Genomic DNA, 13755 nt, shown 5'->3' with positions numbered 1-13755 from the left:
GGCGCAGGGGTTAGGACAATTGCCCGCGGCTCGCTACTGCTTGCGCCGTCCGTTCGAACCGCATCACCCCGTCGTCGATCGGTGCCTCGCGGACCTCCTTGCGGTCCGTCAGGTAGTCCATGCCGATCTGCCAGGGCGATGTCGTCGCGCTTTTCGGGATCTGCGCCCGCGCGCGCTGGAGGTAGCCCGAGGAGAAGGCATCGAAGGGGTGCGTTTCGATCAGGCCGTGGTCAACCGGCAGATACGGCGTCGCGACGTCGACCCCCCATTTGTCCATATGCCTGAGCAGCTTGCAGAGCCATTCGGCGACGAGGTCGACCCGCAGCGTCCACGATGCGTTGAGGTAGCCGAACAGCATGGCGAAGTTCGGCACGTTCGAGAACATGCAGTTGCGGTAGAAGAAATGCTCGGCCGGATTCACCGGTTCGCCGTCGACATTGAGCGTGATCCCTCCGAGCACGGTCAGGCGCAGGCCCGTAGCGGTGATGATGATGTCGGCATCGAGGTGACGTCCGTCGTCGAGCAGGATGCCGGTCTGGTCGACCTGCGCGATCCGGGCGGTGACGATCTCGGCCTTACCCTCGCGGATCGCATCGAACAGGTCGCCGTCGGGGATCAGGCACATGCGCTGTTCCCATGGGTTGTAAGGCGGAGTGAAGGCCTCGGGATCGAACTTGCTGCCGAGCTGGTCCTCGATCTGCTTGTGCAGGAAGGCCTTCATCCCCTCCGGCGCGCTGCGCGACTTGCCGAACAGGTAGTTCTGCATCCGCACGTTCTTCAGTCGGGTGAGCGCATAGGCGGCCTTGTCGGGCAGCAGCCGGCGCAGCCAGGCAGCCATGCCGTCACGCGCGGGGCGGGTGATGTACCAGGTCGGCGTCCGCTGCAGCATGGTCACCAGCGCGGCCTTTTCGGCCAGCGCCGGGACGAGCGTCGCCGCGGTCGCACCCGAACCGATGACCACGATCCGCTTGCCGGCGTAGTCGAGATCATCGGGCCAGAACTGCGGATGGACGGCCAGGCCGCCGAAACTGTCCAGGCCCGGGATCTGCGCGTCGTGCGGATCGTCGTAGTCGTAGTAGCCCGCGCCGGCGAAGAGGAAGCGCGCCGCCATCGTCGTCGCCTTGCCGTGGCCGTCGGTGAGCCGCACGGTCCACAGGCCGGCGCGGCTATCCCAGTCGGCGGAAGTCACGGTCAGTCCAAAATGGATACGATCTGCGATGCCGTGGCTGTCGATGACCTCGCCCAGGTATCCCAGGATCGTCTCGCCGCCGACGATCGAACGATCCTCCCGCCAGGGCGCGAAGGCATAGCCCAGCGTAAACATGTCGCTGTCCGACCGGACGCCCGGATAGCGGAACAGGTCCCAGGTGCCGCCGGCGGCTGCGCGGCGATCGACGATGGCATAGCGCTTGCCCGGGCATTCGCGGGTGAGGTGGGCGGCCATGCCGATGCCCGAGATGCCGGCACCGACGATCAGCACGTCGAGAGGTTCTGTCATCTGCGTCTCGGCGTTCACAGGCGGGTTCCTCGATGTGGGGCGGGGCGCATTGCCAGCCGGGTCCCGGTTTGCCACAAGCCCCCTATGCCAGTCGTTGCCTCGCGCCGCTACACCTCGGGAATGTGTTCGCAGACCGACCTCGCGATCGACGGCGATCCGCGTACGCCGCTGCCCGAGGGCTGCTTCGACTGGGTTGGCGTGGCGGAGCCGACGACCGAGGAGATGGAACTGCTGCGCGTCCAGTTCGGGCTGCACCCGCTGGCCGTGGAGGACGCGCTCAAGGCCGATCAGCTCCCCAAGGCCGAGGTCTATGGCGGCAAGCAGCTGTTCATCGTCGCGCGCACCGCCGAGATCCCCGAGGGCGAGAAGATCGAATATGGCCAGACCGCCATGTTCCTCGGCCGCGACTTCATCGTCAGCGTCCGGCTGGGCTCGACCCGCGCGCACCTGGCGCTGCGCAACAAGCTCGAGACCGACATCGAGCACCTCGCGGAAGGGCCGGACTACGTCGCCCACGCCATCCTCGACTTCATCGTCGACGGCTATCAGCCCCTGATGGACAAGCTGGAACTGTCGGTTCAGATGATGGAGGAGCGCACGGTCGAGGCCTTCCCCGATCCCTCGACGATCCGCCGCATCTTCCGCCTGCGCCGTCAGCTTCGGCGTTTCGAACGCATCATCGGGCCAATGGAAGCGGTCTGCGAACGACTGGTGCGCCACCAGCTCGACATGGTCGATCCCGAAGCCCGCGTCTGGTTCCGTGACGTGCTCGATCACGTCCAGCGCTCGCTGACGCGCGCCACGGGGCTCAAGGATACCCTGGCCAGCATTGTCGAGACCGCAAGCCTGCTCGAACAGCATCGCCAGGGCGAGATGACCCGCCAGCTCGCCGCCTGGGCCGCGATCCTTGCGGTGCCGACGGCGATCGCGGGGATCTACGGAATGAATTTCGAGCACATGCCCGAGCTCAAGTGGCAGTACGGCTATTACGCCATTCTCGGGCTAATCGCGCTGGTCTGCGGCGGGCTGTGGTTCCGCTTCAAGCGGATCGGCTGGCTTTAGAAGCTGCCCGTCCAGAGCAGGCCGATGCCTTTCTCGGTCGGCTGTGCCGCGTAGTTGCCGGGATCCTTGCGGAAATAGACGCTGGCCGAAGCTGACCCGCCCCAGAGTGCGCCGCGCCAGGCCATCTCGCCGACGATCTCGCGGCCACGCGGGACGAGCGAGAGCCGCTGGCGGCTGTTTTCCGCTGCGAGCAGGGCGTAGGAATAGGCCGTCGGCAGGTCGAAGACGAAGCCGCCGTTCTCGACGCGCAGCGGCTGGGCGATGCGCAGCGCCAGGCTGTCCTGCGCCTGGACGATGCCGAGGTGCGTGACGTCGACGGCCCAGCCCTGGGCGACGAGCCGCGAGCCATCCGCCAGCAGCCCGCCGCTACCCGGCCGGGTATAGGCGCGGCGCACGGTGGCGCCGAGCTGCCAGCTCTCGTCGAGCTGCCAGGCTGCGTCGAGATCGAGGAACAGGCTGTTGGCCCCATCGGGCACCAGCGCGGGGTTGAAGCGCGCGCCGAGCACGGTGTCGCGCTCGTGCAGCCAGCTGGCGCCTAGCGCGAGCGAGAGATTGCCGAGCCGCCGGTCGAGCTGCAGGCCGAAGCGATCGGTGACACCGAGGTCGGGCCGGTCGCGCAGGGTGCTGCCGGCCGGGCGCGGTGTGTCGTCGCGGACCCGGCCGTGCTCGGCGCTGACGGTCAGCCCCCAGGGGCCAAGCTGGCGGCGCAGGCCGACCGACAGCGGCGCCTCGCGGGTGAAGCCCGTGTCGTTGAGCGGCGAACCGGCGACGAGGAAGGCAGGGCGGTTGCTGCCGCGCAGCGAGGCGGCGATGCCGTCGGAATTCTCGGCAAAGGCGAAGCCCAGGCGCATGTCGGGGGTGAGTTGCGCGATCACCCGCCCGGCGAGCACGCGGGCACTGTCCGCATCATCGCGCGACAGGCGCAGCGACATGGGCAACACGGGGCGGCCGTTGCCGGCAACCGAGAACGCGAGCGTCAGCTCGGACGAACCGGCGGTCACTTCGTGCGAGCGCGTCATCAGCATGCCGGCAAGCCGGGGCTGCGGGCGCGCGCCGCGCAGCGAGCCGGCGAGCTGGACGCCGTAAGCCCGGCCATAGGAATCGAGCACGATGGTGCCGAGCGAGGCGCTTTGCGCGGCGTCGCCCATCGCAGGCGACAAGGCACCGGTGCTATCGGTGAGCGCCAAGACGGTAGAAGTGCCCGCGACCGCCGTGGTGCCTTGCGGCGCGAAGGCGTTGGCGATGTCGAGGATGCCGCGGCCATAGGTCGGATCGGTTCCCGCCGCGCCGGCGTCGCGCGCGGTGCGAAGTAGCAGGTCCACCGTTTGGCCGGCGGTGAGGTTGGGGAAGGCCTGGCGCAGCAGCGCGACCGCGCCGGCGATTTGCGGCGTCGAGAAGCTTGTGCCCGAAACGACGGTGACGAATTGCTGGCCGTTTGTGGTAGTTATCTTGATCGCGCCGTTTTCGTAGACGCAGCAGACTTGCTCGCCGAGCGCGGCTAGGTACCAGTTCGCCTCGGTTCCGGCGCGATTGGTAAAGCTCGAAATGGTACCCGTTTTGTCGACCGACCCGGCGATGATGACGTTGCCGTTGCCGGCGGCGCGCAGACCGGAGGCCAGACCGTCGGGATTGTTGGGGTCGGCTGAAGTGTTCGTCCCGTCGGCGTCGTTGCCCGCAGCGACGACCACGACCACGTCGGCCGTGGCGGCTCGACCAATCGCGGCGCGCAGCGTGGGGCCGGGGCCGGTGCCGCCGAGCGAGAGGTTGATGACCTTGGCGCCGTTCTGCACCGCGCGGTCGATTCCGGCGGCCATGGCTGTCTGGCTGAAAGTGCAGCCGTCGTTGGCGGTATCGGCGCAAGTGCCCGGCGTGTCGGCGCGTAGGGCCATGATCGTCGCCTGGTAGGCGATGCCCATCACGCCGCTGTTGTTGCGCGCCGCCGCGGCGACCAGCGCGACCTGGGTGCCGTGGTCGTCCTCCGGCTGGATGCCGCGGCTGCCGGCGACGTCGGCCGAGGCGGCGGAGATACGGCCGGCGAATTCGGGATTGGTCGTGTCGATCCCGCTGTCGACGATGCCGATCGTCACGCCTTGCCCGGTAGCGCCGCGCTGCCAGGCGGAGATCGCGTTATGGAACGACGGTCCGCTGGACTGGCGGTATTCAGTCGTATCGAAAACCGCGGCCGGCGTCGGTGTCGGCGTGGGGGCAGGCGCCGGCGTGGGTGTCGCCAGCGGGGTAGGGCTGGGTGTCGGAGTGGGGGTGCTGTTCGTACCGCTGCCGCCGCCGCAAGCGGCCAGCAGGGCAAGCGTTACCAGCGCCGTACTTGCACCAAACCGATGACGCACCCCTAAGCGCTCCTCAGCTCCCGAATCGGGTGGCCTGCAAATCTAGTCGATAGTGGGCCCGGGCGGATGACCAAATTCCCAATCATTCCGAACTTTTGCCCGAACTTCTGGTCAACCGTGGCAAGGAAGGCACTCGTCGGCCGGCCCTGGACAAAAAAAGGGCCGATCCGAAGACCAGCCCATGAAAGGTTTAATTGGGAGAGGATGCCTGAAAGGCCCGCCCCATATGGTCGAATCGGATACATGCTGCAAATGCGAAAACTACCGTGGGTATTGCACATTTTGCAACTGGTATCGCTGGGGCGATAGGCCTCGTTCAGGCTCCCGCAAGGCTCAGTTTTCGGCAATGACTCCAAAGAGATCGTGCGCGTCCGCATCCTCGATGAGGACGTCAACGATCGATCCCTGCGCCAAGCCTTCCGGCACGTTGCGCAGGAAGACATTGCCGTCGATCTCGGGCGCGTCGGCCTGGCTGCGGCCGGTCGCGCCGAGATCGCCGTCCTCGTCGGGTTCGCCGACTTCGTCGATGATCACCGGCAGGACGCGGCCGACCTTGGCTCCGAGCTTGGCGGCGCTGATCGCCTCGGTCTTGGCCATGATTCGGGCGTAGCGTTCTTCCTTGACCTCCTCGGGCACGGCGTCAGGCAGGTCGTTGGCCGAGGCACCGGCGACCGGCTCGAAGCGGAATGCGCCGACGCGGTCGAGCTGGGCTTCGTCGAGCCAGTCGAGCAGGTACTGGAAATCGGCCTCGGTCTCACCGGGGAAGCCGACGACGAAGCTCGATCGCACCGCGATGTCGGGACAGATCTCGCGCCAGGACCGAAGCCGGTCGAGCACCTTGGCTTCGTTGGCCGGGCGCTTCATCGCCTTGAGTACGCTTGGACTGGCGTGCTGGAACGGGATGTCGAGGTAGGGCGTCAGCAGCCCCTCGGCCATCAGCGGGATCACCGCATCGACGTGCGGGTAGGGGTAGACGTAGTGCAGCCGCACCCAGGGCGGCCGTCCGTCTGCGGTGCGGAGTTGGCCGAGCTCGCGGGCGAGGTCGGTCATGTGGGCGCGGACCGGCGCCCCATGCCAGTCGCGGCTCTCGTGCTTGATGTCGACGCCGTAGGCCGAGGTGTCCTGGCTGATCACCAGCAGTTCACGGGTGCCCGCGGCGACGAGCTTTTCCGCCTCGCGCAGCACGGCGTCGATCCGGCGGCTGACGAGCTTTCCGCGTAACTGCGGGATGATGCAGAACGAGCAGGCGTGGTTGCAGCCCTCGGAGATCTTCAGATAGCTGTAGTGGCGCGGCGTCAGCTTGATGTCCGGCTGCGGGATCAGGTCGACGAACGGACCCTGTCCCGGAGGCGCCGCTTCGTGGACGGCTTCGACCACGGCCTCGTATTGATGCGCGCCGGTGACTGCGAGCACGTCGGGGAACTTGGCGCGGATCGCCTCGGCCTCATTGCCCATGCAGCCGGTGACGATGACGCGGCCGTTCTCGGAAATCGCCTCGCCGATCGCGGCCAGGCTTTCCTCCTTGGCGGAGTCGAGAAAGCCGCAGGTGTTGACCAGCACGACGTCGGCGCCGGCATAGTCGGGGCTCATCTCATAGCCATCGGCGCGCAGCCGCGTGAGGATGCGTTCGGAATCGACCAGGGCCTTGGGACAGCCGAGACTGACCATGCCGACCCGGGGTTGGGCGGGAAGTTCAATTGCCATATGCGGCGCCCCCTACACGAAGGGGGGATGATTTCGCTACCGTGATGCATCGAGGGCAAATGGGAGCGGACATGGGGCCAATCAACTGGGTGGCGGTAATACTGGCGGCGAACCTTGCGGTCGCGGTCGGAATCGTCTGGCATGGGCCGTTGTTCCGCACCGGAAGGCCGCTGCTCGAAGGCAGCGGCGGACCGGCCAAGTCCTATGGCGTCGTCGTGATCGTCATGCTGATCGCCGCCGCCATGCTCGGCCATTCGCTGGCACGGATCGGGCCGGAGACGCTGCATGCCAAGCCCTGGCTCTACTTCATGCAGTCGGGCGGCCTTGCGATCGCTTTCGTCATGCCGGCGGTCTGGCTGTCGCAGGCGCGGCATGGGATGGCGGTGCGTGATCGGCTGATCGACTGCGGTTTCTGGCTGGTTGCCTACCTGGTGATGGGCACGACTTTCTGGGCGCTCGGTTAGGCCTCCTCGGACGCGGTCGGGACGATCTCGACGATGACGTCGCCCGACTGGACTTTCGCGGCGCCGGCCTCCCAGAAGCCGATGGCCACGCCGCCCCGGTAGATCCGCAGGGCCTTGCCATTGCCGCACTGGTCTAGCGGCCGGCCGACTTCCTCCGGCATTGCCTGCCGCTCGACGAGCTGGACGCGGCCCGAGACCGAGGCGAGATCGGACAGATAGTCGGCGATATGGCTGCCCTGGGCCGAGCCGGCGAGCAGCAGGCCGGTGAAGCGCACCGGATTGATGACGTTGTCCGCCCCGGCCTGGCGGGCGAGCAGTTCGTTGTCGTCGGCGCGGACGACGGCGCTGATCGGCACGTTCGGCGCGAGGTGCCGCGCGGTCAGCACGATCAGGATCGAGGTGTCGTCGCGCCCGGCCGAGACGAGCACAGCCCTGGCCTTGTCGATCCGCACAGCGACGAGCAGTTCGTCGCGCGTCGCGTCGCCCTCGATGACGTTGCAGCCGAGCGCCTCGGCCTCCTTGAGTCGCTCCGCATCCTTGTCGAGCACGACGATGCAGGCGGGATCGGTGCCGCGGTCGATCAGTTCCTGGACCGCCTGTGCCCCGCTGATGCCGAAGCCCAGCGCGACGATATGGTCGGTCAGCCGCTCCTGAATGCGCGCCATGCGCCATTTCTCCCAGCTGCGCTTGATGATGAAGTTATAGGCCGTGCCGACGAAGATGTAGATGACTGCCAGCCGGATCGGCGTGACGATCACCGCCTCGACCAGCCGCGCCCGGTCGGAGACCGGAGCGATGTCGCCGAAGCCCGTCGTGGTGATCGAGATCATCGTGAAATAGACCACGTCGAGGAACGAGACGTGGTTGTCGTAATTGTCCTTGAGGCCCGTCCGGTCGACCCAGTGGACCATGATGACGACGAAGACGAGGAAGAAGGCGGCGGCGAGGCGGAGGAGCCCGTCGGCCCAGAGCGAGACGCCTGTAGTACGGCGCAGTGGCTGGAACGGGGCTTCGCGCTTGCGCTTCATTTCGCCTCCGGCAGTTCCTCCGCCGGATCGACCGGCTGCCTGTTGCGCCTGACCTCGAAATGGAGCTCGGCCCCCTTGGCGAGGCCGGTATGGCCGACGAGGCCGATGCGCTCGCCGGCACGGACATCCTCGTCCTTCTTTACGGTGACGCGGCTGAGGAAGGCATAGGCCGTGGCCCAGCCGTCGCCGTGCTCGATCACCACGAGGTTGCCGAACTGGCGTGGCTCGGCACCGGCGAAGGCGACCTTGCCCGCGGCGGCGGCGCGTACGGCCGCGCCCTCGGCTCCCTTGATGTCGAGCCCGTCGTGGAAGTCGGCCGAGCTGCGCGGCGTGAAGCCGCGGCGGACTTCGCCGACAAGCGGCCAGGCGAGGCGGATCGATGGCGCAGAGGCAGGCGTCGCGGGGATCGTGTCCGGCACGGCGATTATCGTCGGGATCAGCAGTTGCTGGCCCGGGCGCACCGGCTTCTCGGGATCGATCCCGTTGGCGACGGCGATATCGCGCCAGGACACGCCGTTGCGATAGGCGATCGAGAAACCGGTATCGCCGCGAACCACCGTATAGCGGCCGGTGCGCGGGATCTTGAGCTTCTGGCCGGTGCGCACGGCATAGGGTGCCTTCAGTCCGTTCGCCTCGATGATCAAAATCCGCGGCACTTTCGTCCGGTTGGCGATGCCCGCCAGCGTCTCGCCGGCCAGTACGGTGTGCTCGATCTCCTGATCGAGCGGCGTTTCTGCGGTCTTCTTGGGTGCCGCCGCGACCAGCAGCAGCGCAAGCGCCGGCAGGAGTGCCGCCTTCCTCACTGGTAGCGCGCCGCCAGCGACCTGAGCGAGGCCGCATGGGTGAAATCGAGCTGGAGCGGCGTTACCGCGACATAGCCGTCGGCGATCGCCTCGAGGTCGGTCTCGTGGCCCGGCGTGTGCTCGATGCCGTGCAGGCCGAACCAGTAATAGGGGAAGCCGCGCGGATCGGTGCTCTCGACCACCGAGCCACGGGCATAGTCGTGGAAGCCCTGGCGCACGACGCGGATGCCCTTGACCGCATCGGCGGCGAGCGGCGGGAAATTGACGTTGACCAGGGTGCGCTCGGCGAAAGGCAGGTCGAGTAGCGGGCGCAGCACGGCCTCACCCCAGTGCTCGGCGGCTTCGAACGGCACGTTCTCGCCGAGGCCTTCCTTGGTATAGACCTGGCTCAGCGCGATCGAGCGGATGCCAGCCAGCGCGCCTTCGAAAGCGGCGGAGACGGTGCCCGAATAGGTCACGTCGTCGCCGAGGTTGGCGCCGCGGTTGACCCCCGAAAGGATCAGGTCGGGCGGTTCGGGCATGATCTTCTTGAGCGCCATCGTGACGGAATCGGTCGGCGTGCCGGCGACCGAGAAGCGCCGCGCATCGTGCTGCCTTAGGCGCACGGGGCGGGTGAGAGTGAGCGAATGGCCGGCGCCCGACTGCTCTTCGGAGGGCGCGCAGATCCAGATATCGTCCGACAGCCGCGACGCGATGCGCTCGAGCACTTCGAGGCCGGGGGCGTGGATGCCGTCGTCGTTGGTCAGCAGGATGCGCATGGTTTTTCAGCTCTCGGATCATCCGGCAGGGTTACACAAGTTACACCCTGTCACCCTGCTTGGTCGATGTAAGTCATTAAGAACGCTAAACTATAACGGCCAGGTTACAGATTGCGCCCGTGGGGGAATTTCTTTTTTCCTTCGCAATCTCCTGCCTGCCGAACAGTGCCATGGGCCCGACGGGTAGGAAATGCTTTTGCGTGCAGCGGGCTATTTATCCCCCCGGCGTCAGCCGCTCGAGGCCGCCCATGTAGGGCTGCAGTGCCGCGGGCACGTCAACCGAGCCGTCGGCCTGCTGGTAGTTCTCCAGCACCGCGACCAGCGTGCGGCCGACCGCGAGGCCCGAGCCGTTGAGCGTGTGGACGAACTCGGTGCCCCCCTTTTTTCCATCGGCGCCGGCCTCCGGCCGATAGCGCGCGTTCATCCGCCGCGCCTGGAAATCGCCGCAGTTCGAGATCGAGGAAATCTCGCGGTAGGCGTTCTGGCCGGGCAGCCAGACTTCGAGATCGAAGGTCTTCTTCGCGGTGAAGCCCATGTCGCCGGCGCAGAGCAGCATCTTGCGATAGGGAAGTTCGAGCGCCTGGAGGATCGATTCTGCGGCTGTCGCCATCTTCTCGTGCTCAGCCTCGGACTCCTCGGGCCGGCAGACGGCAACGAGTTCGACCTTGTCGAACTGGTGCTGGCGGATGTAGCCGCGCGTGTCCTTGCCCGCGGAGCCGGCTTCGGAGCGGAAGCAGGGCGTGAGCGCGGTCATACGTAGCGGCAGCGCGGTTTCGGGCAGGATCTGCTCGCGGACGGAGTTGGTCAGGCTGACCTCGGCGGTGGGGATCAGCCAGCGGCCATCGGTGGTCCTGAACAGGTCTTCCTCGAACTTGGGCAACTGGCCCGTGCCGAACACGGCCTCGTCGCGCACCAGCAGCGGCGGCGCGCATTCGGTGTAGCCGTGGTCGGCGGTCTGCCGGTCGAGCATGAACTGGCCGAGCGCGCGGGCAAGCCGCGCCATCTGGCCGCGCAAGAACGTGAACCGCGCGCCCGAGATCGCCGCGCCGGTCTCGAAGTCGAGGCCGAGCGCGGGGCCGAGGTCGGCGTGCTCCTTGGGCGCGAAATCGAAGCTGCGCAGCGTGCCCCAGCGCGAGACTTCGACGTTGCCAGCCTCGTCCTCACCATCGGGGACTTCGGCCACGGGGATCTGCGGCAGACGCGACAGTTCGTCGCGCTGGCGAGCGTCGAGCGCGCGTTCTTCCTCTTCGAGCGCGGGCAGGGTCTGCTTGAGCTCGGCGACTTCGGTCATCAGCGCGGCGGCTTCTTCGTCGCGCTTCTGCGCCTTGGCCGCGCCGATCGCCTTCGAGGCCTCGTTGCGCCGGTTTTGCGCTTCCTGCATCCGCGTCGCCACGGCGCGGCGCTGCGCGTCGAGCGCGAGCAGCGCCTGCGCCAAGGGCTCGAGCCCGCGGCGGGCGAGGCCGGCGTCGAAAGCTTCGGGATTTTCGCGGATGAGGCGGATGTCGTGCATGGCCGCGGCCTATGCCAAGTTCGCCGCGGCACATCAACTTTGGCGTGCCGTGGCCGGGCTTTTCCCTAGATTATCGTCTTTTCGAGGTAGAGGTAGCCGGGATCGAACTCGGCGAAGGCCCTGAGGCCGGCGAGATCGAGGATCCGGACGTGGCCCTTGGCGAATTCCGCAAGGCCGCGCTGGCGCAGTTCGCGCAGGACGCGGTTGGTATGGACCACGGTAAGGCCGAGGCATTCGCCGAACTCGCTCTGGTTCATCGGCAGGTCGAAGGCCTTGTCCTGCGTCATCCCGACCATGTCGAACCGCACATGCAACTCGCAGAGCAAGTGGGCCGCACGCTGCGAGCCGAGGCGTTGACCGAGCGACAGCTCCCATTCGCGGTGCATTGCCGCGTCGAGGTTGGTCGAGAACCAGAACAGCCGCGTCAGGCGCGGGAACTGCTCGGTGATGCGGTCGATCCGGTCGTGCGGCGCATAGGCCACCCGGCTGGGCGCGATCGCCATCAGATCGTGATCGAGGTATTTCAGCGTATAGCCGTGGAGATCGAGGAAATCGCCGGGTATATGCAGCGCGGTGATCTGCCGGCGGCCGTTGCGCAGGTCCTTGTAGCGGCACATCAGGCCGTCGAGCAGCAGGATCGACCGGTTGAGCCGCTCGCCGCGCCGCACCACGGTTTTCTGGGCGGGGATGTCCTCGGGCCCGACCAGGGTCTCGCGCAGTGCGATCTCTTCTTCCGGGGACAGATCGTGCCGCGCGCGGAGCCTGAGTAGCAGCTTCTCGATCATTCGCCGTGTTTCTGCGCGTCGAGAGGCATGCGGACCTGGAAGGCTTCCAGGTAAGTCACGCAGAGTAGCAGAGTGCGGTTCTGGTCCTTCACCTCGATCCGTCCGGTGAGGTCGATGATGCCGTTGCCGACATCCTCGGAAACCATCGAACGGATCAGAATCGAGGGCCATGGTCCGCGCCGCGGCCTGGTCCGCCAGATCGCTACCCTCGTCGTCGGGAACAGGCCCATGGCCGTTGTAGAGATCGAAATAGAAGTGCGGCATCGTCAACCTCGTCGCCCGTTACGATGCAGGGAACAACGCCGACACTTGTCGGCCGTTCCATCGCGCGGACTATAACAAATGTTGGCGAGGCCGAAGGTTGCCGCGCCTAGACCCGCGGCTTCAAATCAGTGTGGGGCTAAGGTGGCAACGGACACGCAGCGGGTGCTCGCAGGACTTCACGTTCTCGTGGTCGAAGACGAGCAGTTGATCGCCATGGCGCTTGCCGAGGATATCGAGGCGGCGGGGGCCTATGTCATCGGCCCGGCCGGACAGGTCGCGCGCGCGCTCGATCTCATCGACATCCGCTGGCCGGACGCCGCGGTGCTGGACATCGGCTTGGGTTCGGAATCTTGCTTCCCGGTCGCCGATGCGCTGCTCGCTCGGAACACGCCATTCGTCTTCACCTCGGGCTACGAGGCCAAGCTGATCCCGCCGGCCTATAGCAAAGTCCCGGTGATCGCGAAGCCGGCCGATCCCGCCGCGATCATCGCTGTGCTCGCCGCCGAGTGTCGGGTCAGGAAGCGTCGGCGCTGACGGCGATCCCCCTGCCGGCGCCGAACTTCAGCCCGGCGTCCTCGTGCGGGCGCACATAGACGCGATAGAGGCTGGGAAATTCCGCCTGCAACTCGCGCTCGATCTCGCCGATGATGCGTTCGACGTCGCCGGCGGTCAGGCTGTTGTCGAAATCGACGTTGACCGCGGCGACGATCTGGTTGGGCGAATTGTGGATCGTGATGATCTCGCCGATGCCCATGATGCCTTCGCGCCCGACGGCGCGGCGAATGCCCGCGACGAGAGCCGGATCGGCTGCCTCGCCGATCAGCAGGCCCTTGGCCTCGCGCGCCAGGAAGATCGCGACGGCGGCGAGCAGCAGGCCGATCAGGATCGAGGCCGCGCCGTCGAAGCGCGGGTCGCCCGTGAGCTGCGACAGGCCCAGGCCGATCGCGGCGAAGACGATGCCGATCATCGCGGCGCCGTTCTCCAGCAGCACGATCACCGTCGTCGCGTCCTTGGTCCCGGTCAGCGCCTGCCACCACGAGGCGCCGCGCCGGGCGGCGTTGAACTCGCGGAAGGCGGCCACGGTCGAGCCGCCCTCGAGCGCGAAGGCGATGGCCAGCACCGCATAGGCCACCAGCGGCGAGACCGCCGGTTCGGGCTCGAGCAGGTGCATGATCCCTTCGTAGACCGAGACCCCGGCGCCGAGCGCGAAGACGAGCAGCGCGACGACGAAGCTCCAGAAGTAGAGCTCGCGCCCATAGCCGCCCGGATGCATCGCGTCGGCCGGCTTGGCGGCGCGCTTCTGACCGTACATCAGGAGCAGCTGGTTGGCGCTGTCGACCAGGCTGTGCACGCCCTCGGTGAGCATCGCCGAGGACCCGGTGACCGCCGCGGCGACGAACTTGGCCGCGGCGATGCCGACATTGGCTGCCAGCGCGATGATCAGGACCTTGGAGCTTTCGGAATTCACGTTTGGGCAGACCCGCCAAGCTGCTGGGGATGGTCTAAACGTTCTAGGCGCGGGGCAGGCTCCAAG

The 13755-nt window shown here is 67.1% G+C and carries 13 protein-coding genes and 1 pseudogene; 3 read left to right on the top strand and 11 right to left on the bottom strand.

Going from position 1 to position 13755, the window contains the following annotated elements; translation table 11 throughout:
* Positions 1 to 10: 10 nt before the first annotated feature.
* Positions 11 to 1498: an NAD(P)/FAD-dependent oxidoreductase gene (locus KRR38_RS13580; RefSeq protein WP_217402306.1), complete on the bottom strand. Its 1488-nt coding sequence runs from the start codon at positions 1496 to 1498 to the stop codon at positions 11 to 13.
* A gap of 84 nt (positions 1499 to 1582) precedes the next feature.
* On the opposite strand from KRR38_RS13580, the gene KRR38_RS13575 reads away from it, so the two are divergent.
* Positions 1583 to 2560 (top strand): magnesium and cobalt transport protein CorA, encoded by a 978-nt coding sequence (locus tag KRR38_RS13575; protein ID WP_217402304.1) that lies wholly within the window; start codon positions 1583 to 1585, stop codon positions 2558 to 2560.
* Here KRR38_RS13575 and KRR38_RS13570 read toward each other — a convergent pair.
* Entirely contained in the window at positions 2557 to 4905 is a 2349-nt protein-coding gene (locus tag KRR38_RS13570) for a S8 family peptidase (protein WP_217402302.1), read from the bottom strand. The genes KRR38_RS13575 and KRR38_RS13570 overlap by 4 nt on opposite strands.
* A gap of 333 nt (positions 4906 to 5238) precedes the next feature.
* Positions 5239 to 6609: a 30S ribosomal protein S12 methylthiotransferase RimO gene (rimO, locus tag KRR38_RS13565; protein ID WP_217402300.1), complete on the bottom strand. Its 1371-nt coding sequence runs from the start codon at positions 6607 to 6609 to the stop codon at positions 5239 to 5241.
* Positions 6610 to 6680: 71 nt separating this feature from the next.
* Between rimO and KRR38_RS13560 the strand changes: the two genes are divergently transcribed.
* A complete protein-coding gene (locus tag KRR38_RS13560) occupies positions 6681 to 7073 on the top strand; it encodes a DUF1761 domain-containing protein (RefSeq protein WP_217402298.1) in 393 nt (130 codons plus the stop codon).
* On the opposite strand, the gene KRR38_RS13555 is transcribed toward KRR38_RS13560, so the two are convergent.
* From KRR38_RS13555 to KRR38_RS37755, 7 genes and pseudogenes are all read right to left on the bottom strand, one after another.
* Complete coding sequence (locus KRR38_RS13555) at positions 7070 to 8101, bottom strand: TrkA family potassium uptake protein (protein ID WP_217402296.1); 1032 nt, start codon at positions 8099 to 8101, stop codon at positions 7070 to 7072. The two genes, KRR38_RS13560 and KRR38_RS13555, sit on opposite strands and share 4 nt — an antisense overlap.
* Complete coding sequence (locus KRR38_RS13550) at positions 8098 to 8904, bottom strand: M23 family metallopeptidase (protein WP_217402294.1); 807 nt, start codon at positions 8902 to 8904, stop codon at positions 8098 to 8100. Before KRR38_RS13550 ends, KRR38_RS13555 begins: the two co-directional genes overlap by 4 nt.
* Positions 8901 to 9662: a 5'/3'-nucleotidase SurE gene (gene surE, locus KRR38_RS13545; protein WP_217402292.1), complete on the bottom strand. Its 762-nt coding sequence runs from the start codon at positions 9660 to 9662 to the stop codon at positions 8901 to 8903. Before surE ends, KRR38_RS13550 begins: the two co-directional genes overlap by 4 nt.
* Positions 9663 to 9876: 214 nt before the next feature.
* Positions 9877 to 11172, bottom strand: coding sequence for a serine--tRNA ligase (gene serS / locus KRR38_RS13540; protein WP_217402290.1), 1296 nt, complete (start codon positions 11170 to 11172; stop codon positions 9877 to 9879).
* Between the two features lie 65 nt (positions 11173 to 11237).
* Complete coding sequence (locus tag KRR38_RS13535; RefSeq protein ID WP_217402288.1) at positions 11238 to 11957, bottom strand: Crp/Fnr family transcriptional regulator; 720 nt, start codon at positions 11955 to 11957, stop codon at positions 11238 to 11240.
* Positions 11954 to 12103, bottom strand: coding sequence for a hypothetical protein (locus KRR38_RS13530; protein ID WP_217402286.1), 150 nt, complete (start codon positions 12101 to 12103; stop codon positions 11954 to 11956). The genes KRR38_RS13535 and KRR38_RS13530 overlap by 4 nt, the downstream gene beginning before the upstream one ends.
* Positions 12104 to 12128: 25 nt before the next feature.
* Positions 12129 to 12221: pseudogene (locus KRR38_RS37755) on the bottom strand (hypothetical protein); the annotation flags it as partial.
* Positions 12222 to 12362: 141 nt separating this feature from the next.
* Between KRR38_RS37755 and KRR38_RS13525 the strand changes: the two are divergent.
* A complete protein-coding gene (locus KRR38_RS13525) occupies positions 12363 to 12755 on the top strand; it encodes a response regulator (protein ID WP_217402284.1) in 393 nt (130 codons plus the stop codon).
* Here KRR38_RS13525 and KRR38_RS13520 read toward each other — a convergent pair.
* Complete coding sequence (locus tag KRR38_RS13520) at positions 12736 to 13689, bottom strand: cation diffusion facilitator family transporter (protein ID WP_217402282.1); 954 nt, start codon at positions 13687 to 13689, stop codon at positions 12736 to 12738. The two genes, KRR38_RS13525 and KRR38_RS13520, sit on opposite strands and share 20 nt — an antisense overlap.
* Positions 13690 to 13755: the final 66 nt, after the last annotated feature.

The organism is Novosphingobium sp. G106, assembly GCF_019075875.1.
Lineage (GTDB): Bacteria > Pseudomonadota > Alphaproteobacteria > Sphingomonadales > Sphingomonadaceae > Novosphingobium.
The sequence above is the reverse complement of the archived record's forward strand: the minus strand, read 5'-3'. Positions and strand labels throughout refer to the sequence as shown.